Origin of the sequence: Exiguobacterium sp. SH0S2, from assembly GCF_004337185.1 — a bacterium.
GTDB classification, from domain to species: Bacteria; Bacillota; Bacilli; order Exiguobacteriales; family Exiguobacteriaceae; genus Exiguobacterium; species Exiguobacterium aurantiacum_A.
In genome coordinates this window covers 19394-45107 of record NZ_SJVB01000008.1, presented here as the reverse complement: position 1 = coordinate 45107, position 25714 = coordinate 19394, and the positions used below count along the sequence as shown (strand labels likewise).

Below are 25714 nucleotides of genomic sequence, written 5' to 3'. Positions count from 1 at the left end.
AAGAAAGGTGGAAATATTATGAGTGAAGTGCGTGTACGCTATGCGCCAAGTCCGACGGGTCACCTTCATATCGGGAACGCCCGGACCGCGCTATTTAACTATTTATATGCTCGCCACGCAGGCGGGAAAATGATTCTTCGGATCGAGGACACGGATCAAAAACGAAACGTCGAGAACGGTGTCGAAAGTCAGATGAAGTACTTGGAATGGCTCGGTATCGAGTGGGATGAAGGTCCGGGTCGCGATGGCGATTACGGTCCATATTTCCAAATGGAACGACTCGACATCTACAACAAATACGTGAACGAGTTGATGGACAAAGGGCTCGCTTATAAATGCTACATGACGTCAGAAGAACTCGAAGCGGAGCGCGAGGCACAGATCGCACGCGGTGAAGCACCACGCTACTCGGGAGCACATCGCGACTTGAGCGACGCTGAGCGCTCGGCGTTCGAAGCCGAAGGACGGAAGCCGTCGATTCGGATTCGAGTGCCAGAACAGGTTACGTACAAATGGATAGACGTTGTCAAAGGCGACGTTTCGTTCGAGTCGAAAGACTTCGGAGACTGGGTCATCGTCAAGCAAGACGGGATCCCGACGTACAACTTTGCCGTCGTCGTCGATGACTACTTGATGAAAATCAGCCACGTGTTGCGCGGGGATGACCATATCGCGAACACACCGAAACAGATGATGGTATACGATGCACTCGGATGGGAGTATCCGACGTTCGGTCACATGACATTGATCTATAACGAGAACCATAAGAAGCTCTCGAAACGTGATGAGTCGATCATCCAGTTCATCGAACAATATGCAGACCTCGGATATCTCCCTGGTGCGCTCTTCAACTTCATCTCGCTTCTCGGTTGGTCTCCAGTCGGTGAAGAGGAAATCTTCACGAAAGAAGCGTTTATCGACATGTTCGACGCGGGCCGTCTATCGAAGAGTCCGGCCGTATTCGACCAGCATAAGCTCGCTTGGATCAACAGTGTCTACATGAAGCAGGCTTCGCTTGACGAAGTGGTGGCACTCAGTTTACCATTCTTACAAGAAGCAGGACGATTGCCTGTTGCCTTGTCAATGGAAGAGGCGGACTGGGCCACAGCGCTCATCGCTCTTTATAAAGAACAAATGACACACGGTGCCGAAATTGTACCGTTGACAGACTTGTTCTTTAAAGACGAGGTCGAGTATGACGAGGCGGCGAACGCGGTGCTTGCCGGTGAAGCGGTGCCGGCTGTACTCGCCGAGTTCAAAACGCAGCTCGAGGCGATCGAAGACTTCACACCGGAAGCTGTCAAAGCGGCTACGAAGGCCACTCAAAAAGCGACTGGGCAAAAAGGAAAGAACTTGTTCATGCCAATCCGTGTCGCCACGACCGGACAAACACATGGACCAGAACTTCCAAACGCGATTGCGCTGATTGGCAAAGAGCGTGTGTTGGCACGTCTCACAACATTATTAGCTTAAAGGCAACGATGAGGAAAGTAAGCGGGTTGACACTTGTCAGAGACTAGAACCTAGGCTGGAAGTTCTAGAAGCGTCCCCCGTCGAAGTGCACCTCGGAGCCGTTCCGGCGATATGTAGTCGGGACCGCGACTCGGCGTTAACGAGACTTGAGAGGGGAACTTTCCCAAACAGAGTGGAACCGCGCTTACGGCGTCTCTGTGCCTTGGCACAGGGGCGTCTTTGTTTTTGATATGGAAAAGGAGAACAATTATGGGATTTTGGAAAAGTGTGAGCGCCGACATCCGGAACGTGCTCGAACTCGATCCGGCTGCCCGCTCAAAAGCAGAAGTCGTATTGACGTATCCAGGCCTCCATGCCTTATGGTCGCATCGGATCGCGCATGGGTTGTGGACTCGCAATATTAAACTATTGGCTAAAATGATTGCCCAGACGAGTCGCTGGGTGACCGGGATTGAGATTCATCCGGGTGCCATCATCGGCGAAGGTGTCTTTATCGACCACGGATTCGGGATCGTCATCGGGGAGACGGCCATCATCGGCAATAACGTCACCATCTATCAAGGCGTGACGCTCGGCGGAACCGGCAAAGAAAAAGGGAAGCGGCATCCGACCATCGGGAACGATGTGCTCATCTCGGCCGGCGCGAAAGTGCTCGGTAATATCACGATAGGCGATTGCGTCAAAATCGGGGCCAGTTCGGTCGTCTTAAAAGATGTCCCGTCAGACTCGACCGTCGTCGGAATCCCTGGACGTGTCGTCATCCGCAACGGGGAGCGGGTCAAACAGCACGACCTCGACCATCGCTTACCGGACCCGGATCGTGAATGCCAAGAGCGGTTAGAGAACGCTGTAGCCGATCTGCAACGTCAGTTAGCATCACTCGAGAAACAGATGGAGGAGAAGTCACATGATTCAGTTTTACAACAGCCTCACGAATAAGAAAGAACCGTTCAACCCGATCGTTCCTGGGAAAGTGTCCATGTACGTATGCGGACCGACCGTCTATAATTATATTCACGTCGGAAACGCCCGTCCGGCCATCGCATTCGACACGGTACGCCGCTATTTGACATACCGAGGCTACGACGTGAAGTACGTCCTCAACTTTACCGATGTGGATGATAAGATCATCCGTACGGCGAATGAGCTCGGTGAAGATGTCGCAACGCTGACGAACCGCTATATCGACGCTTATTTGGCGGATACGGGTGCGTTGAACGTCTTGCCAGCGGACGTGCATCCACGTGTCACCGACACGATGGAGGAAATCATCGACTTTATCCGTAACTTAGAGGATGAAGGCTACGCCTACGCGTCAGAAGGCGATGTCTATTTCCGGACGCGTAAGTTTGAAGAGTATGGCAAGCTCAGCCAACAGTCGATCGAAGACCTTCGGGCCGGGTCACGTGTCGACGTCGGGGAGAAGAAGGAAGACCCGCTCGACTTCGTGCTCTGGAAAGCGGCTAAACCAGATGAGCCGGCTTGGGACAGCCCTTGGGGACAAGGACGCCCCGGCTGGCATATCGAATGCTCGGCGATGGCGAAGAAGCACCTCGGCAAAACGATCGACATTCACGCAGGCGGGCATGACCTCAAATTCCCGCACCACGAGAATGAGATTGCGCAGTCTGAGGCGTGCAACCATACGAAGTTTGCGAACTACTGGCTCCACAACGGCTTCATCAACATCGAGAACGAGAAGATGTCGAAATCACTCGGGAATTTCCTGCTCGTCCACGAGGCGTTAAAAGAAGTCGACGCGATGGTGCTCCGTTTCTTCATGTTATCGGTCCACTACCGTCATCCGATCAACTATAGCCGCGAGCTGATCAATCAGGCCGCGAACGGATGGGACCGGATCAAGGAAGCGTACCATAACGTCGAACACCGTCTGTCGGTCACGGCCGGTCTCGTTGAACCGAGCGAGGCGATGGAGCGAAAACTTGCGACGGTGAAAGCAGCATTTATCGAAGCGATGGATGATGATATCAACACGGCGAACGCCGTGACAGTATTGTTTGATTTAGCAAAAGAGGCAAACATCTACGCCAAAGCAGACCATGTCTCGAAAGATACGCTCGAGCAAGTGCTCGACTTGTTCAAGGAATTGACGGGCGTGCTCGGGTTGACGATTGAAGTGGAAACAGAACTACTCGACGCCGAGATCGATCAGTTAATTCTCGAGCGGAATACGGCCCGAGCAGAGCGTAACTTTGCCCGTGCCGACGAAATCCGTGACTTGTTGAAACAACAGAACATCCAGCTCGAAGATACGGCGCAAGGCGTACGGTGGAAACGGTCATGACGAATGCGAATCAACTAAACGCGCTCGCCCTCGCTTATATGGGCGACGCAGTGTATGAGATGGCGGTACGAAAACGACTGCTCGGCAAAGGGTTGACGCGACCGAACGACCTCCATCGCGGGGCCGTCCGTTACGTGAACGCAACCGCGCAAGCGAGCGTCGTCACCCACTGGTTAGAGACGGGTATCTTGAGCGAGGACGAGACAGCGATCGTCCGGCGCGGTAAAAATGCGAAATCAGGGTCGATCCCGAAACGCACCGACGTCCACACGTACCGCTACTCGACAGCTTTTGAGGCATTGATCGGCTACACATATCTAATAGAAAGAAGGGATCGTCTTGAAGAACTCATCGAACAGGCACTCACATGGCTCGAAACCGAGCAACCCGAAACGACATGACGGAGGACGAGCGAACGACAAGCGTTCGTTCGACCGTCCAAGAGGCGAACGGGGCGACCGTCCGCACCGTCAAAAGCCGGAACGCCCGGACTATCAAGAAGTTGACGTCCTTGAAGAAGGCATCGATTTCTTATATGGACGTAATCCAGTAATCGAGGCGCTTCGGAGCGGACGGGATATGAATAAAGTCTTTATCATGGAAGGGCAGCACAAAGGGCCGCTCGCCCAAATTATCGGCATGGCCAATGAGGCCTCGGTACAGATCTCGTTCGTCCCGAAGACGAAGCTTGAAAAGATGGCGGGCAGTGAACACCATCAAGGCGTCGTCGCGGCCGTTGCGGCTTACGAGTATAAGACGCTTGACGATATGTTCGCGCTTGCCGAGTCTAAAGGGGAGACACCGCTCTTTATTTTGCTCGATGAGCTAGAGGACCCGCACAACTTGGGATCGATTTTACGGACAGCTGACGCGGTCGGCGCCCATGGAGTCATCATTCCGAAACGGCGCTCGGTCGGCTTGACGCAAACCGTCGCGAAAGCCTCGACGGGAGCAATTGAATATATCCCGGTCGCGCGTGTCACGAACTTGACGCGGACGCTCGAAGAATTGAAAGAAAAAGGGATGTGGATCGTCGGAACTGACGCGAGTGAGAGTCAAGACTATCGTCGGCTCGATGGGAACATGCCACTTGTCGTCGTCATCGGCAGCGAAGGGAAAGGGATGGGCCGTCTCGTGCGCGAGGCGTGTGACTTCCTCGTCCATATGCCGATGGTCGGTCATGTCACGTCGCTCAACGCTTCGGTCGCGGCCGCACTTCTTCTGTATGAGGTGCATCGCTCTCGTAATCCGTTATCATGAGCCTGAAAAAGCGAGAATTACTCCTCGTCGATGGCTATAACATCATTGGGGCGTGGCCGCATCTTCGAAAACTGCGGGACATCGACTTCGATCAAGCTCGAAATGACTTGATTGAAGCGATGGCCGAGTATCAGGCCGCTACAGGCCGCATGGTGACGGTCGTCTTTGATGCCCACATGCGCTATGGGCGCGAGTCGATCCAGAAGCGGAGCCGGGTAGAGGTCGTCTATACGAAGGAGAACGAAACGGCGGATGAGTGGATCGAAAGGCGGGCCCATGAACTCGTGGACGATCGTTTAGTGACGTTATTCGTCGCCACAAACGACTTTACCGAGCAATGGGTCATCTTCGGTCAAGGTGCCCTCCGTGTCCCGGCGACCGAACTATTAAAGGATTGGAAGCAAGCGAAAGTGGCGATTGAGCAAGAGCGTCAGACGCTCGCGAGCGACCGGTCCAATCGAAAAACAATCGATATCCCGCCTGACGTCATGGCCCGTTTTGAAGAAATGCGGCGCCGTAAGTCGAACGGTGAGGATTCTCACTGACGAGTTCATACAATGGACTCGTTTTTTGTTTTTAATTTGACATTTTTTTGGAAAGAAATGTTGTATACTATTAGTTGTATAAGTTACACCATATCTAATTGACGGAATTTTTTGAAATTTATTTGACGGTCGTTTTGTATGACGCCTATAATAAGAGCACTAACTTACATAGTTCATTATCAATAGCCGGGGGGTATGAAACATGAACGGATGGCCATACGAGCAGTTTGAAACGATGTCAGACGAAGAGCTCGTCTCTCTAGCGCGGAATGAAGGGGATAGTGATGCGCTCGAGTTTTTGATTGAACGTTACCGTTACTTCGTGCGGGCGAAGGCGCGGTCTTACTTTTTAATCGGCGCCGACCACGAGGATATCGTCCAAGAGGGAATGATCGGTCTGTATAAAGGCGTGCGTGACTATCGGGATGAACGCCTCGCGTCGTTTAAGAGTTTTGCCGAGATGTGTATCACCCGTCAGATGATCACGGCGATTAAGACGGCGACGCGTCAGAAGCATATTCCGCTCAACTCATACGTCTCGCTCGACAAGCCGATCTTTGACGATGAGTCTGACCGGACGTTGCTCGACGTGATTTTGCCCCCGCATCCGAACGACCCGCAAGACTTGCTCGTCACGCGGGAAGAACAACTGTTCATGGAAGAGAAGATGGATGAGCTCCTCAGTGACTTGGAACGAAAAGTGCTTCGTCTTTATTTGGATGGCCGTTCGTATCAAGAAATCTCTGACGACCTTGACCGTCACGTGAAGTCGATCGATAACGCCTTGCAGCGCGTGAAGAAAAAATTCGAGCGGCATGTTGACGTTAAAATGCTGACGAGTTAACTCGTATTGACCGCACGCCTCCTATGTGATACTTTTAAGGCAGCGCCTTGTCCGTAGACGCCATTTACAGGAGGCGTTTTTTTTTCGCTCTTTTTTAATATGGAGCTGTCGAAAGGGGCGCTTATGGATGGCAAAGAAAGTAAGTCTCGAGTGCGCGGATTGCGGGTCAAGAGTTTACTCGACGACCAAGAAAGATGATGTGCAGACGCGGCTCGAGCTGAACAAGTTCTGCCGTCGTTGCAATGCGCACACAACACATCGAGAATCAAAGTAACGTAGATTGGCATTCAACGTAGGAGGAAGCTACCATGAACTTTTTGCGCGATGTATGGAAAGAGTTAAAGAAGACGAGTTGGCCGACTCGTAAAGAGCTCACAAAATATACCATCACAGTCATCGCGACGGTCGTCGTGATCGGCCTGTTCGTGTTCGGCGTAGATACTGGTGTCAGTTATCTCGTCAACCTATTGATTAACTAAGGAAAGAGGTGAAAGCCGTGGAGAAACAATGGTTTGTTGTCCAGACGTACTCTGGCTTTGAGAACAATGTCAAAGAAAACCTAGAACGTCGAATCGGTTCGATGAACATGGAAGATAAAATTTTCCGCGTCCTCGTTCCGACCGAAACAACGCAAGAAGAAGTCACGTTGAAGAGTGGCGAAAAGAAAATTAAAGAGCGTGAAGTGAAAAACTTCCCTGGATACGTCTTCGTCGAGATGATTATGACAGACGATTCATGGTATGTTGTTCGTAACACGCCAAACGTAACGGGCTTCCTCGGATCAACCGGGGGCGGCGCCAAGCCGATCCCGCTCCAGCCTGACGAAGTGACGAACGTCCTTTCGCAGATGGGTCTGATCGAGAAGAAAGACCGTTATAACTATGAGCTTGGCGATCTCGTACGTGTCAAAGAAGGCGCGTTCGAGAACTTTGAAGGTACGATTGATGAGATCGAAACTGACAAAGAGAAGCTCAAAGTCGTCGTCGACATGTTCGGCCGCGAAACAAAAATTGAGCTTGATTTCGAACAAGTTCAGAAAATTAACTAAAACCCACTTGCCATTCTCGGAAACGGATGGTACAATCGGAAATGTTTGATGTTGTGCTATATTTCAGTACAAACTCGACCTAATAGATTGAGTGGGAGGGCGCACAACGTCCAAGAAACCACATTTTAGACTTAAGGAGGTGTGTCTCGTGGCGAAAAAAGTTACTAAACTCGTTAAACTTCAAATCCCTGCTGGTAAAGCTAACCCAGCACCACCAGTTGGTCCAGCACTTGGTCAAGCAGGTGTTAACATCATGGGATTCTGTAAAGAGTTCAACGCTCGTACACAAGACCAAGCCGGATTGATTATTCCTGTAGTCATTACGGTATACGAAGATCGTTCGTTTACATTCATTACGAAAACTCCACCAGCTGCAGTTCTTTTGAAAAAAGCTGCTGGTATCGAGAGCGGTTCAGGAGAACCGAACCGTAAGAAAGTAGCAACGGTTAAGCGTGATAAAGTTCGCGAAATCGCTGAACTTAAAATGCCTGACCTTAACGCAGCGTCTGTAGAAACAGCGATGCTTATGGTTGAAGGTACTGCGCGCAGTATGGGTATTGTAATCGAAGACTAATTTATTAGTCTCTGGGATTGTCGGTGCATATTTTGCTCACCTTCAATCCCTTCATTATGTGGGAGGAAATTCCGCTAACCACAAGGAGGAAAAGAATCATGGGTAAAAAACACCAAGAAGCAGCTAAGCTTGTTGATCGCACGAAGTCTTACGACCTCGCAGAAGCGGTTGAACTCGTTCAAAAAACTGCAACAGCTAAGTTCGATGAAACAATCGAAATTGCTGTCCGTCTCGGCGTAGATCCGAAGAAAGCGGACCAACAAATCCGCGGTGCCGTTGTACTTCCACACGGTACTGGTAAAACACAAAAAGTTCTCGTCTTTGCAAAAGGCGAAAAAGTTAAAGAAGCTGAAGCGGCTGGCGCTGACTTCGTCGGCGACGCTGAGTACATCACTAAAATCCAACAAGGATGGTTCGACTTCGATGTTATCGTTGCGACACCTGACATGATGGGTGAAGTTGGTAAACTCGGTCGCGTTCTCGGACCAAAAGGCCTCATGCCTAACCCGAAAACAGGCACAGTCACGTTCGACGTTGCGAAAGCAATCGCGGACATCAAAGCTGGTAAAGTCGAGTACCGTGTTGATAAAGCCGGTAACATCCACGTACCAGTTGGTAAGAAGTCATTTGAAGCAACAAAACTCTCTGAGAACATCGAGACTATCCTTGAGACACTCATGAAAGTTAAGCCTGCTACTGCAAAAGGAACTTACCTCAAAAACATCGCGCTTTCTTCGACAATGGGTCCTGGTATCCGTGTCGCAACTGCCGATTTCATCAAGTAATTCACTTGAAATAAACTGTTGACAACGTGTGATGCCGCTGTTAAAGTAAAACACGTTCAACCGAATATGTTGGATTACCGCAGACAGAAGGTGGACATCGGTCCGTAAACCCTTCCGAGGTGTCTTTGCTCGAACTTGAGCCTGTTGTCACAGGTTTACTTTCAAACAATTACGCCCTCGTATGTCTTCATACGAGGGATTTCTTTTTGGAGAGCAGCCTCTCGTCCGGTATAAGAATTGACTAGGAGGTGCACAAACATGGCAAGCGAAAAAATCGTAGCTCAGAAATCGGTACTCGTTGATGAAATCGCTGAGAAAATGCAAGCAAGCGTTGGAACGATCGTTGTTGACTACCGTGGACTTACAGTTGAAGAAGTGACTACACTCCGTAAAACACTTCGTGACGCTGGAATCGAGTTCAAAGTATACAAAAACGGTCTCCTTCGTCGCGCGGCGACTCAGTCTGGTTATGACGGTCTCGATGAAGTCTTCACAGGTCCTACTGCAATCGCGTTCTCGAAAGAAGACGTTATTGCTCCAGCGAAGATCTTGAACGACTTCTCAAAAGAGCACAAAGCGCTCGAACTTAAAGGCGGAATCATCGAAGGCAAAGTAACTTCACTCGAAGAAGTTAAAGCCCTTGCAGAACTTCCATCACGCGATGGTCTTCTCTCGATGCTTCTCAGCGTCCTTCAAGCTCCGATCCGCGGGCTCGCAATCGCAACAAACGCAATCGCAGAACAAAAAGAAGAGCAGTCTGCTTAATCTTTGTCGCGTAGCGTAAAAAACTTTTTACAACATCAAAGGAGGAAAACCATAATGGCTTTCAACAAAGAGCAATTCATCGAAGACCTCAAATCAATGACGGTTCTCGAACTTAACGAACTCGTAAAAACAATCGAAGAAGAATTCGGCGTATCAGCAGCAGCTCCAGTAGCAGCAGCAGGTGCAGGCGCAGCAGTAGCTGAAGAGCAAACTGAATTCGACGTAATCCTCACAAGCGCAGGTTCTGGTAAAATCAACGTAATCAAAGCAGTACGTGAACTTACTGGCCTCGGTCTTAAAGAAGCAAAAGCACTCGTTGACGGAACTCCGGCTCCAGTCAAAGAAGGCGTTTCTAAAGAAGATGCAGACGCAGTTAAAGCTAAGCTTGAAGAAGCTGGCGCATCTGTCGAAGTTAAGTAATCTAACTTTTACTTCACAACGTATAGAAGCTCGCTATGGCGAGCTTCTTTTATTTCCTTGAAGAGTGGGTTAGGAGGTTCAATGCATGGGAGATCATTACTATACGAACAATCCGAGTTCGAAAAGTGCCCCTGAGACGTGGACGTATGAGTTGCGAGGGAAGATGTATCGCTTCACCTCGGACCGCGGCGTGTTCTCGAAAGGATCGGTCGATTTTGGGTCACGTCTCTTAATCGAGTCATTTGAAGTGCCGGAAGTTGAAGGTCGCATTTTAGATGTAGGCTGCGGCTACGGTCCGATGGGGATCTCGCTTGCCGACGCCTCTGGGCGTGAAGCGCTTCTCGTCGACGTGAACGAACGAGCGCTTGCCTTGTCAGAGCAAAACGCCGCCCAAAACGGGGTGACGATCGAAACACGGCTTAGCCACGCATATGATGGAGTCGGAGGCGAGCAATTTGCCGCTATCGTGACCAATCCGCCGATTCGGGCCGGGAAGCAAGTGGTTCACACGATTTTAAGAGATGCGCACGCGCATCTCGTCATGGGCGGGGCACTCTACGTCGTCATTCAAAAGAAACAAGGAGCACCTTCTGCTAAGAAGTTGCTTGAAGATGTGTTCGGTCAGGTCGAGACGGTTGCCAAAGACAAAGGCTATTTTATTTTCCGGGCAATTCGCTCTTGACAAACGGTTGAGTCTTGTTGACTCGCTATAACGTATATGCTAACATTATAAAATGCCATTGGAATGGAATTCGCCTTGAATTGCCGCGTTTGCCGCTTTTTAGACGCGGAAAAAGGGCGACATTCAATGACAATGTTCGATTATTACGCCCGAAAAATTCGATAGAGAATTGGGGGTCTGAGAGGTGAATCAGTTGACTGGTCAACTTGTTCAGTACGGTCGTCACCGTCAGAGAAGAAGCTTTGCCCGTATCAGTGAGGTATTAGAGCTTCCGAATTTGATTGAAATTCAAACTGCTTCTTATGAGTGGTTCTTACGTGAAGGATTGAAAGAGATGTTTACCGACATTTCGCCAATCTCCGACTTCACTGGAAACCTCGTGCTTGAGTTCATCGATTACTCGCTTAGCGAGCCGAAATATTCGATTGATGACTCGAAGGAGCGCGACGTCACTTATTCTGCGCCATTGCGCGTGAAAGTACGTCTGCAAAACAAAGAGACAGGTGAGCTTAAAGAACAAGAAGTATTCATGGGTGATTTCCCGATTATGACAGAGTCGGGAACGTTTATTATTAACGGCGCAGAACGCGTCATCGTTTCCCAGCTTGTTCGTTCGCCGAGCGTCTATTACAATTCTAAACTCGATAAAAACGGTAAACGTGGTTTCGGTGCAACAGTCATCCCGAACCGTGGAGCATGGCTCGAACTTGAGACAGATGCTAAGGATATCGTTTATGTTCGTATCGACCGTACCCGTAAGATCCCGGTAACGGTGTTGTTGCGTGCTCTCGGATTTGGTACGGACCAAGAAATTATCGACCTTCTCGGGGATGATGAATATCTTCGGAACACCCTTGAAAAAGATAATACCGAGTCGACAGAGAAAGCGTTGATCGAGATTTACGAGCGTCTCCGCCCTGGTGAACCACCAACGGTTGAAAACGCGAAATCACTTCTCGTCTCACGTTTCTTTGACCCGAAACGCTACGACCTCGCAAACGTTGGTCGTTATAAGATGAACAAAAAACTTCATCTTAAAAACCGTCTCTTCGGTCAGAAATTGGCCGAGACGCTCGTTGACCCAGAGACAGGCGAAGTGATCGCCGAAGCTGGAACAATCCTCGACCGTCGCAACTTAGACCGCGTCCTTCCGCATTTGGAAAACGGTCTCGGTTACATGGACGCTGAGCCAACTGGCGGCGTTGCTGAAGGTGAGCCGTTTGGTCTCCAATCGATTAAAGTCATCTCACCGGATGACCCGGATGGAGAGCGTGTCTTGAACATTATCGGTAATGGCAACATCGACCGTAGCATCAAGCACGTCACACCAGCGGATATCATTGCATCGATCAACTACTTCTTCAACTTACTTCACGAAGTCGGAACAACAGATGACATCGACCACTTAGGAAACCGTCGTCTTCGTTCAGTCGGAGAACTTCTCCAAAACCAATTCCGTATCGGTCTTTCTCGTATGGAACGTGTCGTAAAAGAACGGATGTCGATTCAAGATCAAAATGCGATCACACCACAGGCGCTGATTAACATCCGCCCGGTAATCGCATCGCTGAAAGAGTTCTTCGGTAGCTCGCAGTTGTCACAGTTCATGGACCAAACAAACCCGCTCGCAGAGCTCACGCACAAGCGTCGTCTCTCTGCACTCGGACCGGGTGGTTTGACACGTGAGCGTGCCGGCTTCGAAGTTCGAGATGTTCACTATTCGCACTACGGTCGGATGTGTCCAATCGAAACACCTGAAGGACCGAACATCGGTCTCATCAACTCGCTTTCATCTTTTGCGAAAGTAAACGAGTACGGTTTCATTGAGACACCGTACCGCCGAGTCGACCCAGAAACAGGTCTCGTCACGAGCGAGATTCAATATATGACGGCGGATGAAGAAGATCTCTACGTCGTCGCCCAGGCGAACATGCCGCTCACTGAAGACAGTTACTTTGCAAACGAGCAAGTCCTTTGCCGCTTCCGCGGACAAAACTTGTCAGTTGAGCCAAGTCGAGTCGACTACATGGACGTTTCGCCGAAACAGGTTGTTTCTGCGGCAACAGCATGTATCCCGTTCCTTGAGAACGATGACTCGAACCGTGCCCTCATGGGAGCGAACATGCAACGTCAAGCTGTACCACTCCTTCAACCGGACTCGCCGATTATCGGTACTGGTATGGAGTACGTGTCAGCGAAAGACTCTGGGGCCGCGATTATCGCGAAATACCCAGGTGTCGTCGAGCGTGTCACAGCGCGTGAAATTTTGGTCCGCCGCACGTCTGACGTGAACGGAACAACGGTTTCAGGTGACCTTGACCGCTACAAACTTCAAAAGTACGTTCGTTCGAACCAAGGAACGTGCTATAACCAAAAGCCGATCATCGCTGCTGGTGACCAAGTCGAAAAAGGAGAAATCCTTGCTGACGGTCCATCGATGGATATGGGTGAGCTCGCGCTCGGTCGTAACGTCGTTGTCGCCTTCATGACTTGGGACGGTTACAACTATGAGGATGCGATCATCATGAGTGAGCGCCTCGTGAAAGATGACGTCTACACTTCGATTCACATCGAGGAGTATGAGTCAGAGTCACGAGACACGAAACTCGGACCTGAGGAAATCACACGTGATATTCCGAACGTCGGTGATGACGCGCTTCGCAACTTGGACGATCGTGGGATCATCCGCATTGGTGCGGAAGTGAAAGATGGCGATATCCTCGTCGGGAAAGTCACGCCTAAAGGTGTAACTGAACTGACGGCGGAAGAGCGTCTCTTGCATGCGATCTTCGGTGAGAAAGCCCGTGAAGTCCGTGATACGTCACTCCGTGTACCAAACGGCGGCGACGGCATCATCTTGGACGTCAAGGTGTTCGACCGTGAGAACGGCGACGAACTTTCACCAGGTGTGAACCAAATGGTTCGTGTCTACATCGTTCAAAAACGTAAGATTCACGAAGGGGATAAGATGGCGGGACGTCACGGTAACAAAGGTGTTATCTCGCGGATCCTCCCTGAAGAAGACATGCCATATATGCCAGACGGCACACCGATTGACATCATGCTTAACCCACTCGGTGTACCATCGCGGATGAACATCGGTCAGGTACTTGAACTCCACCTTGGAATGGCGGCTAAAAAGCTCGGCATCAAAGTGGCGACACCTGTATTCGATGGCGCACGTGAAGAAGACGTATGGGCAACGATTGAAGAAGCTGGAATGGACAAAGATGCCAAGACTCGTCTCTATGACGGTCGTACTGGTGAACCGTTCGATAACCGCGTCTCGGTCGGTGTCATGTATATGATCAAACTTGCGCACATGGTTGATGATAAACTTCACGCTCGTTCGACAGGACCATACTCGCTCGTTACGCAACAACCGCTCGGTGGTAAAGCACAGTTCGGTGGACAGCGCTTCGGTGAGATGGAAGTTTGGGCACTTGAAGCGTACGGCGCAGCCTACACGCTCCAAGAAATCCTTACAATCAAGTCGGATGACACGGTTGGTCGTGTGAAAGCATACGAAGCAATCGTGAAAGGCGAGAGCGTTCCGAAAGCGGGCGTTCCTGAATCGTTCCGCGTCTTGATCAAAGAGCTTCAAGCGCTCGGTATGGAAGTCAAGATGATGTCTGTGGACGACGAAGAAGTTGAAATGAAAGATGAAGATGACGACAACATCCCGAACGCAACATCGGCGTTAGAACAAGTCGTTCAACCGACTGTTACGGAAGAGGAATAAGGCGAAAAGGGAGGTCGGCCCCTTGGTAGATGTTAATCGATTTGAATATATGAAAATCGGCTTGGCTTCACCCGAAAAGATCCGTTCGTGGTCTTACGGGGAAGTCAAAAAGCCGGAAACAATCAACTATCGTACACTCAAACCAGAGAAGGACGGACTGTTCTGTGAACGAATCTTCGGTCCTACGAAAGACTGGGAATGTTACTGCGGGAAATACAAACGAATCCGATATAAAGGAGTCATTTGTGACCGCTGTGGCGTTGAAGTGACGAAAGCGAAAGTGCGTCGCGAACGTATGGGCCACATCGAGCTCGCGGCTCCGGTTTCGCACATCTGGTACTTCAAAGGGATTCCAAGTCGAATGGGGCTTGTTCTCGATATGTCACCGCGTGCGCTCGAAGAAGTAATCTACTTCGCGTCGTACGTCGTGACAGAACCAGGTGACACTCCGCTCGAGAAGAAACAACTTCTCTCGGAAAAAGAATTCCGTCTCTACCGTGAGAAGTACGGTAGTGACTTTAAAGCAGACATGGGTGCGGAAGCGATCCGGACACTCCTTCAAGACGTACAACTCGAGAAGGAAGTCGGAGAACTCCGCGAAGAATTGAAGACAGTTCAAGGCCAACGTCGTACACGTGCGATCAAACGTCTTGAAGTGCTCGATGCGTTCTTCACGTCGGGGAATGATCCAGATTGGATGATCCTCGAAGTACTTCCTGTCATTCCACCTGAGCTTCGCCCGATGGTGCAGCTCGACGGTGGGCGCTTTGCGACTTCTGACTTGAACGATTTATATCGTCGAGTCATCAACCGTAACAACCGTCTCAAACGTTTGCTCGATCTCGGCGCGCCGAACATCATCGTGCAAAACGAGAAGCGTATGCTTCAAGAAGCGGTTGACGCCCTCATCGACAACGGTCGTCGTGGTCGTCCGGTAACAGGTCCAGGTAACCGTCCACTTAAGTCGCTTTCACATATGTTGAAAGGGAAACAAGGTCGTTTCCGTCAAAACCTTCTTGGTAAACGGGTCGACTACTCAGGACGTTCGGTTATCGTCGTTGGACCGAACTTGAAGATGTTCCAATGTGGTCTCCCGAAAGAGATGGCCCTTGAACTCTTCAAACCGTTCGTGATGAAAGAACTTGTCGGTCGCGGAATCGCGTCGAACATCAAGAACGCCAAACGCAAAATTGAGAAGATGCAACCAGAAATCTGGGGCGTCCTCGAAGAAGTCATTCGTGAGCATCCGGTTCTCTTGAACCGTGCCCCTACACTTCACCGTCTAGGGATTCAAGCTTTCGAACCGATTCTCGTCGAGGGCCGTGCGATTCGTCTACACCCACTCGTATGTACGGCTTACAACGCCGACTTTGATGGTGACCAAATGGCGGTCCACGTACCACTTTCAGCCGAAGCGCAAGCAGAAGCTCGTCTCCTCATGCTCGCTGCACAGAACATCTTGAACCCGAAAGATGGTAAACCAGTTGTTACACCATCGCAGGATATGGTCCTCGGTAACTACTACATCTCGCTTGAACGCGACGATGCCATCGGACAAGGGAAAATTTTGTCGAACGTCAACGAAGCGCTCATCGCGTATCAAAATGGATACGTCCACTTGCATACACGTGTCGCCCTTCCAGCACGTACGCTCAACAACCCGACGTTCACAGCGGAGCAAAATGAGAAAATGTTAATCACGACAGTCGGTAAGATGATCTTTAACGAGATCTTGCCGAACACGTTCCCATACTTGAACGAACCGACGATGGAAAACTTGCAGGAAGCAACGCCTGATAAGTACTTCATCGAAAAAGGTGCCAACGTCGCGGAAGAAATTGCCGCACGTCCACTCATCGAACCGTTCAAAAAAGGATTCCTTGGTAAAGTCATCGCGGAAGTGTTCCAGAAGTTTGAAACGACTGAAACGAGCCGCATGCTTGACCGGATGAAAGATCTCGGCTTCAAACACTCGACTAAAGCGGGTGTGACGGTCGGAATCGCCGATATCATCGTTCTTCCGGACAAACAAGAAATCCTTGATGAAGCGCAAACTCAAGTCGACCAAATCATGAAGTCGTTCCGTCGTGGTCTCATCACTGAAGATGAGCGTTACGAGCGCGTTGTACGCTCTTGGAACGAAGCGAAGGACGAGATTCAATCGCGATTGATGAAATCCCTCAACCGCTTGAACCCGATCTTCATGATGTCTGACTCAGGTGCCCGTGGTAACGCGTCCAACTTCACGCAGCTCGCAGGGATGCGTGGTTTGATGGCCGCTCCATCTGGCCGCATCATCGAACTTCCAATCAAATCGTCGTTCCGTGAGGGACTGACGGTTCAAGAATACTTCATCTCGACGCACGGTGCGCGTAAAGGTCTTGCCGATACAGCCCTTAAAACGGCTGACTCAGGTTACTTGACGCGTCGTCTCGTCGACGTTGCCCAAGATGTCATCATCCGTGAAGAAGATTGTGGAACGGACCGCGGAATCCGCGTTGCCGCTCTCCGCGAAGGCACGGAAGAAATCGAAAACTTGTATGACCGCCTCGTCGGCCGTACAGCGTTCGAGACAGTGGCACATCCGGAAACGGGTGAAGTCATGATTGAGAAGAACCAATTGATCACAGAAGATATCGCCCGCGACATCGTCGACGCTGGTATCGAACGAGTTGAAATCCGTACAGCCTTCACATGTAACACGTCACACGGCGTATGTAAGAAGTGCTACGGCCGCAACTTGGCGACCGGCTCGAACGTTGAAGTTGGCGAAGCAGTCGGAATCATCGCCGCGCAATCAATCGGTGAGCCAGGAACGCAGCTTACAATGCGTACCTTCCACACAGGTGGGGTAGCCGGAGATGATATCACGCAAGGTCTTCCACGTATCCAAGAGGTATTCGAGGCTCGTAACCCGAAAGGGCAAGCGGTCATCTCGGAAATTCCTGGTACGGTCATCGACTTTACCGAGTCGCGTGACAAGCGGGAACTCACGGTCGAAGGACTCAGTGAGACTCGTACGTACACGATTCCGTTCGGAGCGCGTTTACGCGTTCAGATCGGCGACACGGTAGATGCCGGGGAAGTCTTCACGGAAGGTTCGATCGATCCGAAAGAATTGCTCACCGTCCGTGGTGTGTCTGGTGTCCAAAACTATCTTCTTCAAGAAGTTCAAAAAGTATACCGGATGCAAGGGGTAGAAATCGGCGACAAACACGTCGAAGTCATGGTTCGCCAAATGCTTCGTCGCGTCAAAGTCATCGAGTCAGGTGACACGCCACTTCTCCCTGGTTCACTCGTCGATATCGGCGTCTTCAAAGAAGCGTGTAAAGACGTACTTCGCGTAGGTAAGAGCCCAGCAACGGCGAAACCGGTCCTTCTCGGAATCACGAAAGCGTCGCTTGAGACAGATTCGTTCCTCTCGGCCGCTTCGTTCCAAGAAACGACTCGCGTGTTGACAGACGCTGCCATCAAAGGCAAACGCGACTATCTTCTCGGACTCAAAGAGAACGTCATCATCGGTAAACTCGTGCCAGCTGGTACAGGGATGCCGGTATACCGTGACGTTAAACTTAAAGAAGATGCGTCGAAAGCCGTCCTCGAAGACGCGAACGTCGAGTAAAAACGTCTTGACAGCACTCTTTGGCGGTGCTACTATGATTTAGTGCCGCCAATCGGTTGTTGTCGATGACAATGGTGTCCAGCAGTCGGCAAGCTACTTGGACGTTAACCGATCTTTCTACGGAAAGGTTTGGCTGCTATTATTGCCACTTTCAAGGTATAACTCACGTTTTTGCGAGGTCATGGAATGCCTACGCCTCGTAAAAGCGTTTCGTTATGACCTTAAATGAACCACCCGGGTCGGTGGGTCTAGAAAATAGCATAATTCAGGAAGGGAGGATCTTCAAAGATGCCTACTATCAACCAGTTAGTCCGTAAAGGACGCAAATCGAAAGTCGTTAAATCTGACTCTCCAGCACTTAACAAAGGTTACAACAGTTTCATCAAGTCACAAACAAACGTGAGCTCACCACAAAAACGTGGTGTTTGTACACGTGTTGGTACAATGACTCCGAAGAAACCGAACTCGGCTTTACGTAAGTATGCCCGTGTTCGTTTGACTAACCAAATCGAAGTGACTGCGTACATTCCAGGTATTGGCCACAACCTTCAAGAGCACAGCGTTGTTCTTATCCGCGGAGGACGTGTAAAAGACTTACCAGGAGTACGTTACCACATCGTTCGTGGTGCACTTGACACTGCAGGTGTGGACGGACGTATGCAAGGCCGTTCTAAATACGGTACGAAACGTCCGAAAGCTGCGAAGAAGTAATTCTCGCAAACTAAACTACTGAAATTTTGAAAGGAGGGTACTCGGATGCGTAAAAACCGTGCAGAACGTCGTGACGTTATCGCAGATCCGATCTACAACTCGAAATTGGTAACTCGCCTCATTAACCGTGTCATGTTAGACGGTAAAAAAGGTACAGCTCAAACTATCATTTACAACGCATTTGGTCTCATCGCTGAACGCTCAGGCAAAGAGCCTATGGAAGTGTTCGAAGAAGCAATGACAAACATCATGCCTGTACTTGAAGTTAAAGCTCGCCGTGTAGGTGGAGCAAACTACCAAGTTCCTGTTGAAGTTCGTCCAGAACGCCGTACGACACTTGGTCTTCGTTACCTCGTGAACTACGCTCGTCTCCGCAACGAGAAGACGATGGAGCAACGTATCGCGAATGAAATCATGGATGCAGCCAATAACACTGGTGCTTCTGTTAAGAGACGCGAAGACATGCATAAGATGGCAGAAGCGAACAAAGCGTTTGCTCACTATCGTTGGTAAGTTAAACGTAAAGACCACTCCACGTCACCAAGCGGTGGCTTAATGGAGTGGCTTTCGGGTATAATCATATCGTGTGCCAGCACACGAAAAACACATGCGGAAGGAGAATACCCAGTATGGCAAGAGAATTCTCCCTAAAGAATACTCGTAACATCGGGATCATGGCTCACATCGATGCCGGTAAAACGACTACAACTGAACGTATTCTTTATTACACAGGTCGTATCCACAAGATTGGTGAAACTCATGAAGGAGCTTCACAAATGGACTGGATGGAGCAGGAGCAAGAGCGTGGAATCACGATCACTTCTGCAGCGACGACTGCACAGTGGAATGGCCACCGTGTAAACATCATCGATACACCTGGACACGTAGACTTCACAGTTGAAGTTGAACGTTCACTCCGTGTACTTGATGGCGCAGTTGCTGTACTTGACGCTCAGTCAGGTGTTGAACCACAAACAGAAACTGTATGGCGTCAAGCGACAACATACGGTGTTCCACGTGTCGTATTCGTCAACAAGATGGATAAGATCGGTGCGGACTTCATGTACTCGGTGAAAACACTTCACGAACGTTTACACGCTAACGCACACCCAATCCAACTTCCAATCGGCGCAGAAGATGAATTCAAAGGAATCATCGACCTCGTCGAAAGAAAGACATACATGTACTCGAACGACCTCGGTACTGACATCGAAGTAACAGAAGGCTTCCCAGCTGATATGGCTGACCAAGCTGAAGAACTTCGTGGTCGCTTGATCGAAGGCGTTGCGGATTACAACGAAGATTTGATGATGAAATACCTCGAAGGCGAAGAGATCTCAATCGAAGAACTCAAAGCTGGTATTCGTCAAGCAACACTTAGCGTTGAATTCTACCCTGTACTTGTAGGTTCGGCCTTTAAAAACAAAGGTGTTCAATTGATGTTGGACGCTGTTGTTGATTACCTCCCATCACCAGTTGATGTCGAGTCAATCAAAGGAATCAACCTCGATACAGAAGAAGAAATCACGCGTGAACCTTCTGACGAAGCGCCGTTCTCGGCACTTGCGTTCAAAGTCATGACTGACCCTTACGTCGGTAAATTGACATTCTTCCGTGTGTACTCTGGTACAGCACAAGCTGGTTCGTATGTGAAGAACTCGACTAAAGGGAAGCGCGAGCGTCTCGGTCGTATCCTTCAAATGCATGCAAACAGCCGTGAAGAAATTCCAATGGTATTTTCTGGTGACATCGCCGCTGCTGTTGGTCTTAAAGATACAACGACTGGTGACACACTTTGCTCAGAGAAAGACAACGTCGTTCTCGAGTCAATGACATTCCCAGAACCGGTTATCTCGGTCGCAATCGAGCCTAAATCGAAAGCAGACCAAGACAAGATGGGTCAAGCCCTCGCGAAACTCGCAGAAGAGGATCCAACTTTCCGCACTGAAACAAACCAAGAGACTGGTCAAACGATCATCTCTGGTATGGGTGAGCTTCACCTTGATATCCTCGTTGACCGTATGCGTCGCGAATTCAAAGTCGAAGCAAACGTCGGTGCACCACAAGTTGCTTACCGTGAGACAATCCGTAGCGCTGCGAAGATCGATTCGAAATTCGTACGTCAATCGGGTGGACGCGGTCAGTACGGTCACGTTGTCGTTGAATTCGAACCTAACGTAGAAGGTGCTGGATTCGAATTTGAGAACAAGATCGTCGGTGGTGTTGTTCCACGTGAATACGTACCAGCTGTTCAAAACGGTATTCAAGAAGCTCTCGAAAACGGTATCCTCGCTGGTTACCCAGTAGTTGACGTTAAAGCTGCCCTCGTCTTCGGATCGTACCACGATGTCGACTCGAACGAGATGGCGTTTAAAGTTGCTGCTTCGATGGCGGTCAAACAACTTAAGGAACAAGCGAAAGCTGTCATCCTTGAGCCAATGATGCGTGTTGAAGTTGTCATCCCAGAAGAATACTTGGGAGACATCATGGGTGACGTCACGTCACGCCGTGGACGCGTAGAAGGTATGGAAGCTCGCGGTAACGCACAAGTCGTTAAAGCGATGATTCCACTTTCGGAAATGTTCGGATATGCAACGTCACTCCGTTCACGTACGCAAGGACGTGGAACGTACTCGATGCACTTCGACCACTACGAAGAAGTACCGAAGTCAATTGCAGAAGAAATCATCAAAAAAGCGAACGGCTAATAACGGTTGTAACGCTGAAATGATTGTTGTAAGCTAAGGAGGACGTATGTTAAAAGTAGCCTACGTCTTCCTAGTTAAATAAAAAATTAATTGTCTATAGAGGAGGAATCTAGAATGGGTAAAGAAAAATTCGACCGTTCTAAACCGCACGTTAACGTTGGTACAATTGGCCACGTCGACCACGGTAAAACAACTTTGACTGCAGCGATTTCAGCTGTACTTTCAAAAGCACAAGGGAAAACAGCTACAAAGTTTGACGCAATCGATGGTGCTCCAGAAGAGCGCGAGCGCGGTATCACAATCGCAACAGCTCACATCGAGTACGAAACTGAAAAACGCCACTACGCACACGTTGACTGCCCAGGTCACGCTGACTATGTTAAAAACATGATCACTGGTGCTGCACAAATGGACGGCGCGATCCTCGTTGTTTCGGCAACAGATGGCCCAATGCCACAAACACGTGAGCACATTCTTCTTTCACGTCAAGTAGGTGTTCCTTTCATCGTAGTATTCATGAACAAAGTTGACATGGTTGACGACGAAGAGCTTCTCGAACTCGTTGAGATGGAAATCCGTGAACTTCTTTCTGAATATGACTTCCCAGGCGACGACCTCCCTGTAATCAAAGGTTCAGCTCTTGGCGCGCTTAACGGCGAACCACAATGGGAAGAAAAAATCATGGAACTCATGAACGCAGTTGATGAGTACATCCCTGAGCCTGTTCGTGACACGGACAAAGACTTCATGATGCCAGTTGAGGACGTATTCTCAATCACTGGTCGCGGTACTGTAGCGACTGGTCGTGTTGAGCGTGGTATTCTCCGCGTCAACGACGAAGTTGAAATCGTTGGTCTTACAGAAGAAACTAAGAAAACTGTATGTACTGGTGTAGAGATGTTCCGTAAGCTTCTTGACTATGCAGAAGCTGGCGACAACATCGGTGCTCTTCTCCGTGGTGTATCACGTGAAGACATCGAGCGTGGACAAGTACTTGCTAAACCAGGTACAATCACTCCGCACTCTAAATTCAAAGCTTCAATCTACGTTCTTTCTAAAGAAGAGGGTGGCCGTCACACGCCATTCTTCGCGAACTACCGTCCGCAGTTCTACTTCCGTACAACTGACGTAACAGGTATCGTTCACCTTCCAGAAGGTACTGAAATGGTAATGCCAGGAGACAACATCGAGTTGACGATCGAATTGATTTCTACAATCGCGATCGAAGACGGAACACGTTTCTCAATCCGTGAGGGTGGCCGTACTGTAGGTGCTGGTTCGGTAACAGAAATCGTCGAGTAATCGATGTCTTAAGCAGTCCGCATTTGCGGGCTGCTTTTTTGTTTTTTGAAACGAAGTGATAGGATAGGAGATAGGATTGTAGGAAGGAGAATCGATGATGGAAAAGCAAGTGGAGACGCTTTGCCGGTTGAACGGCGTTGCCTGCCGCTTTGGCGGGTCAAGTCTACTCAAGCATCACGGAATCGTCGAGACGGCGCGTGACTTAGATCTATTCGTTGAGCCTGACCAGTTCGAGACGATTGACCGTGTGCTCAGCCGTGCCGGAAAAAAAGAAGAGTCTGGTCCGCACGACGAGTATATGACGACGTACTTTGGCGAATATACGTTTGAAGGCCAGGACATCGACGTGATGGCTAGTTTTCGGATGCGTTGCACGGACGGGATTTATACGCATCCTTACATTGAACCGGACGAGAGTTGGATGCATCTTGAAGAGTGGGTCGTCCTCTATTCAGTGATGGGGCGGGAAGAGAAAGTCGACAAGCTGCACGAATACTTTATGACGCACCCGTTCAACAACTCGATTGTGCAAACGTGTTTGAAACGAGCTCCGGCATCAGTCGTCGAAGCCGTCACTGAGCAGTTTAAAGAGTATATGAAACGCTAGGAAGAGTTGGCATGGGCCTTCTTTTGAAAAATAGTTCAACAAAAGAAGGAAAAGAACTTGCAAAAGGATTCGAATCTTGTTACATTAGTGAACGTTGAACAACTCATCAGACATCCGGCACGATCGAAAAAAATCAAATCTTGCATTTGTTTTGCAGATTCGATATAATGATTAAGTGTTTGTGCGAGTGGTGAGAGACTTTACAGCAGAAAATGGGTCCTATCGTTGATTTGCAATGATCGGATGCCTCTGCTGACACAAGCACGCTGCGATGAAGCGGGAGGTTATGACACGCCAGGCAGCTTTGCCATGGCCGGTGTGGAAATTTCCGCTGAGAACTGTCTATTTTTAAAAGTAGGCGACAAAGGAGGGAAACTTACATGGCAAATGAAAAAATCCGTATTCGCTTAAAAGCATACGACCATCGCGTTCTCGATCAATCAGCTGAGAAAATCGTTGAAACTGCGAAACGTTCAGGTGCGAAGGTCTCGGGCCCAATCCCGCTTCCAACTGACAAATCGATCTACACGATCCTTCGTGCGGTCCACAAGTATAAAGATGCTCGTGAACAGTTCGAAATGCGTACACACAAACGCTTGATCGACATCGTTAACCCAACACCAAAAACGGTTGATGCGCTTATGCGTCTCGAATTACCATCAGGTGTTGACATCGAAATCAAACTTTAATTCTTCATATAGTAGATACTAGCCAGAAGAGACAATAATTATTAAACAGGAGGTGTATCTCATGGCTAAAGGAATCTTAGGAACAAAACTTGGTATGACTCAAATCTTCAACGAAGCAGGCGAAGTCGTACCGGTAACAGTAGTTGCTGTCGAAGGAAACGTCGTGCTTCAAGTTAAAACACTTGAAACAGACGGTTACGAAGCAGTTCAACTCGGTTTTGGAGACATCAAAGAATCACGTCAAAACAAACCGGCAAAAGGTCACGCTGCGAAAGCAAGCGCGACACCTAAGCGCTTCATGAAAGAAATTCGTACTTCAGTAGAAGGATACGAAATCGGTCAAGAGATCAAGGCGGACATTTTCGCTGCAGGTGAATTAGTGGACGTAACAGGTACTTCAAAAGGTAAAGGATTCCAAGGTGCGATTAAGCGTCACGGACAATCACGTGGACCAATGTCCCACGGTTCGCGTTACCACCGTCGCCCTGGTTCAATGGGTCCTGTAGCGCCTAACCGCGTATTTAAAGGGAAGCTTCTTCCTGGTCAAATGGGTGGCGAGCGTAAAACGATTCAAAACCTTGAAATTGTCAAAGTTGACGTGGAACGCAGCCTTGTACTCGTTAAAGGCGCAATCCCAGGCGCTCGTAAATCGAACGTCATCATCAAGACAGCTGTCAAAGGTAACTAATTAACTGCACGGAAAGGAGGAATTACGAATGCCTAAAGTAGCTTTGCTAAACCAAACAGGTTCACAAGTTGGCGAAATCGAATTGGCTGAAGCCATCTTCGGTATCGAGCCAAACGAATCAGTACTTTATGACGCGATCGTCATGCAACAAGCATCACGCCGTCAAGGTACTCACGATACGAAAGGTCGCTCGGAAGTACGCGGTGGCGGCCGTAAACCATGGAAACAAAAGGGAACTGGTCGTGCGCGCCAAGGTTCGATCCGCTCACCACAATGGGTTGGTGGTGGAACAGTCTTCGGTCCAACTCCACGTTCATACTCTTACAAGCTTCCTAAAAAAGTTCGTCGTCTTGCACTTCTCTCGGCTTTGTCGTCGAAAGTACAAAACAACGAAATGATCGTCCTCGAAGGCCTTGCTTTCGATGCACCAAAAACAAAAGATATGGTCGCAGTACTTCTTGGCCTATCAGTAGAACGTAAGGCTCTTGTAGTCACAGCGGACTACAATGAGACTATCGCTCTCGCAGCTCGTAACATCCCAGGAGTGACTGTAATCGAGGCAGCGGGCGTTAACGTTCTTGACCTCATTGCTAACGATAAAGTCATCTTCACTAAAGATGCGGTTGCGAAGGTAGAGGAGGTGCTTGCATAATGGCTCAAGCATACGATATCATCAAACGTCCGATCATCACTGAGCGTTCAGTTAGCCTCATGGAAGCTAACAAATACGTTTTCGAGATCGAAGTTAAAGCGACTAAATCACAAGTGAAGCACGCTATCGAAACAATTTTCAACGTGAAAGTTGCTTCGGTAAACACAATGAACATGAAACCGAAAGCGAAACGTGTCGGTCGTCACTCTGGTTACACATCGCGTCGTAAAAAAGCGATCGTAACTCTTGCTGAAGGCAACACAATCGACTTCCTCGGTTAATTTACTACCTT

26 protein-coding genes and 2 other annotated features are annotated in these 25714 nt (G+C 49.4%); all 26 genes read left to right on the top strand.

Annotated features, from left to right (window positions below; translation table 11 throughout):
* Positions 1–15: 15 nt before the first annotated feature.
* The 26 genes from gltX (at position 16) to rplW (ending at position 25703) form a co-directional block, all read left to right on the top strand.
* Positions 16–1473, top strand: coding sequence for a glutamate--tRNA ligase (gene gltX, locus EVJ21_RS14700; protein ID WP_201739246.1), 1458 nt, complete (start codon positions 16–18; stop codon positions 1471–1473).
* Positions 1470–1673: a binding site (T-box leader), on the top strand. Its footprint overlaps the gene before it by 4 nt.
* Before the next feature lie 49 nt (positions 1674–1722).
* Positions 1723–2412 (top strand): serine O-acetyltransferase, encoded by a 690-nt coding sequence (gene cysE, locus EVJ21_RS14695; protein WP_131466498.1) that lies wholly within the window; start codon positions 1723–1725, stop codon positions 2410–2412.
* Positions 2381–3778 (top strand): cysteine--tRNA ligase, encoded by a 1398-nt coding sequence (gene cysS / locus EVJ21_RS14690; protein ID WP_131466496.1) that lies wholly within the window; start codon positions 2381–2383, stop codon positions 3776–3778. The genes cysE and cysS overlap by 32 nt, the downstream gene beginning before the upstream one ends.
* Positions 3775–4179, top strand: coding sequence for a Mini-ribonuclease 3 (locus EVJ21_RS14685; protein ID WP_035386102.1), 405 nt, complete (start codon positions 3775–3777; stop codon positions 4177–4179). The genes cysS and EVJ21_RS14685 overlap by 4 nt, the downstream gene beginning before the upstream one ends.
* Positions 4180–4300: 121 nt before the next feature.
* The gene (rlmB, locus tag EVJ21_RS14680) at positions 4301–5038 is read left to right on the top strand and encodes a 23S rRNA (guanosine(2251)-2'-O)-methyltransferase RlmB (RefSeq protein ID WP_035386115.1); all 738 of its coding nucleotides are present in this window, start codon (positions 4301–4303) and stop codon (positions 5036–5038) included.
* The gene (locus EVJ21_RS14675; RefSeq protein WP_070329254.1) at positions 5035–5583 is read left to right on the top strand and encodes a YacP-like NYN domain-containing protein; all 549 of its coding nucleotides are present in this window, start codon (positions 5035–5037) and stop codon (positions 5581–5583) included. The genes rlmB and EVJ21_RS14675 overlap by 4 nt, the downstream gene beginning before the upstream one ends.
* Positions 5584–5785: 202 nt before the next feature.
* Positions 5786–6427: an RNA polymerase sporulation sigma factor SigH gene (gene sigH / locus EVJ21_RS14670; RefSeq protein WP_070329253.1), complete on the top strand. Its 642-nt coding sequence runs from the start codon at positions 5786–5788 to the stop codon at positions 6425–6427.
* 127 nt (positions 6428–6554) lie between these two features.
* Positions 6555–6701, top strand: coding sequence for a 50S ribosomal protein L33 (rpmG, locus tag EVJ21_RS14665; RefSeq protein ID WP_083274150.1), 147 nt, complete (start codon positions 6555–6557; stop codon positions 6699–6701).
* A 34-nt stretch (positions 6702–6735) separates the two neighbouring features.
* Positions 6736–6906 carry a preprotein translocase subunit SecE gene (secE, locus tag EVJ21_RS14660; RefSeq protein ID WP_012727692.1) on the top strand — a complete coding sequence of 57 codons (171 nt, stop codon included), beginning with the start codon at positions 6736–6738 and terminating at the stop codon, positions 6904–6906.
* A gap of 17 nt (positions 6907–6923) precedes the next feature.
* The gene (gene nusG / locus EVJ21_RS14655; protein ID WP_016508920.1) at positions 6924–7475 is read left to right on the top strand and encodes a transcription termination/antitermination protein NusG; all 552 of its coding nucleotides are present in this window, start codon (positions 6924–6926) and stop codon (positions 7473–7475) included.
* 148 nt (positions 7476–7623) lie between these two features.
* Positions 7624–8049, top strand: coding sequence for a 50S ribosomal protein L11 (gene rplK / locus EVJ21_RS14650; RefSeq protein ID WP_070329252.1), 426 nt, complete (start codon positions 7624–7626; stop codon positions 8047–8049).
* A gap of 98 nt (positions 8050–8147) precedes the next feature.
* Positions 8148–8834: a 50S ribosomal protein L1 gene (gene rplA, locus EVJ21_RS14645; protein ID WP_083274148.1), complete on the top strand. Its 687-nt coding sequence runs from the start codon at positions 8148–8150 to the stop codon at positions 8832–8834.
* A 59-nt stretch (positions 8835–8893) separates the two neighbouring features.
* Positions 8894–9047, top strand: a sequence feature (ribosomal protein L10 leader region).
* 45 nt (positions 9048–9092) lie between these two features.
* Positions 9093–9599 carry a 50S ribosomal protein L10 gene (gene rplJ / locus EVJ21_RS14640; RefSeq protein WP_070329251.1) on the top strand — a complete coding sequence of 169 codons (507 nt, stop codon included), beginning with the start codon at positions 9093–9095 and terminating at the stop codon, positions 9597–9599.
* Between the two features lie 54 nt (positions 9600–9653).
* Positions 9654–10019 (top strand): 50S ribosomal protein L7/L12, encoded by a 366-nt coding sequence (gene rplL / locus EVJ21_RS14635; protein ID WP_070329250.1) that lies wholly within the window; start codon positions 9654–9656, stop codon positions 10017–10019.
* 85 nt (positions 10020–10104) lie between these two features.
* Positions 10105–10701, top strand: a complete 597-nt coding sequence (locus tag EVJ21_RS14630; RefSeq protein WP_131490780.1) for a class I SAM-dependent methyltransferase — start codon at positions 10105–10107, stop codon at positions 10699–10701.
* Positions 10702–10894: 193 nt separating this feature from the next.
* Positions 10895–14443 (top strand): DNA-directed RNA polymerase subunit beta, encoded by a 3549-nt coding sequence (gene rpoB, locus EVJ21_RS14625; RefSeq protein ID WP_070329266.1) that lies wholly within the window; start codon positions 10895–10897, stop codon positions 14441–14443.
* 22 nt (positions 14444–14465) lie between these two features.
* Positions 14466–18065, top strand: a complete 3600-nt coding sequence (gene rpoC / locus EVJ21_RS14620; RefSeq protein WP_070329248.1) for a DNA-directed RNA polymerase subunit beta' — start codon at positions 14466–14468, stop codon at positions 18063–18065.
* Positions 18066–18353: 288 nt separating this feature from the next.
* The gene (rpsL, locus tag EVJ21_RS14615) at positions 18354–18776 is read left to right on the top strand and encodes a 30S ribosomal protein S12 (protein WP_012727683.1); all 423 of its coding nucleotides are present in this window, start codon (positions 18354–18356) and stop codon (positions 18774–18776) included.
* Positions 18777–18821: 45 nt separating this feature from the next.
* Positions 18822–19289 (top strand): 30S ribosomal protein S7, encoded by a 468-nt coding sequence (rpsG, locus tag EVJ21_RS14610; RefSeq protein WP_016508928.1) that lies wholly within the window; start codon positions 18822–18824, stop codon positions 19287–19289.
* A gap of 116 nt (positions 19290–19405) precedes the next feature.
* Positions 19406–21484: an elongation factor G gene (gene fusA / locus EVJ21_RS14605; RefSeq protein ID WP_070329247.1), complete on the top strand. Its 2079-nt coding sequence runs from the start codon at positions 19406–19408 to the stop codon at positions 21482–21484.
* Positions 21485–21598: 114 nt separating this feature from the next.
* The gene (gene tuf / locus EVJ21_RS14600) at positions 21599–22786 is read left to right on the top strand and encodes an elongation factor Tu (protein ID WP_070329246.1); all 1188 of its coding nucleotides are present in this window, start codon (positions 21599–21601) and stop codon (positions 22784–22786) included.
* A gap of 97 nt (positions 22787–22883) precedes the next feature.
* Positions 22884–23393, top strand: a complete 510-nt coding sequence (locus EVJ21_RS14595; protein WP_070329245.1) for a nucleotidyltransferase family protein — start codon at positions 22884–22886, stop codon at positions 23391–23393.
* A gap of 380 nt (positions 23394–23773) precedes the next feature.
* Positions 23774–24082 (top strand): 30S ribosomal protein S10, encoded by a 309-nt coding sequence (rpsJ, locus tag EVJ21_RS14590; RefSeq protein ID WP_016508894.1) that lies wholly within the window; start codon positions 23774–23776, stop codon positions 24080–24082.
* A 61-nt stretch (positions 24083–24143) separates the two neighbouring features.
* Complete coding sequence (rplC, locus tag EVJ21_RS14585) at positions 24144–24770, top strand: 50S ribosomal protein L3 (protein WP_131490779.1); 627 nt, start codon at positions 24144–24146, stop codon at positions 24768–24770.
* A 28-nt stretch (positions 24771–24798) separates the two neighbouring features.
* A complete protein-coding gene (gene rplD / locus EVJ21_RS14580; RefSeq protein ID WP_070329244.1) occupies positions 24799–25422 on the top strand; it encodes a 50S ribosomal protein L4 in 624 nt (207 codons plus the stop codon).
* Positions 25422–25703 carry a 50S ribosomal protein L23 gene (rplW, locus tag EVJ21_RS14575; RefSeq protein WP_024372184.1) on the top strand — a complete coding sequence of 94 codons (282 nt, stop codon included), beginning with the start codon at positions 25422–25424 and terminating at the stop codon, positions 25701–25703. The genes rplD and rplW overlap by 1 nt, the downstream gene beginning before the upstream one ends.
* The last annotated feature ends 11 nt before the right edge of the window (positions 25704–25714 follow it).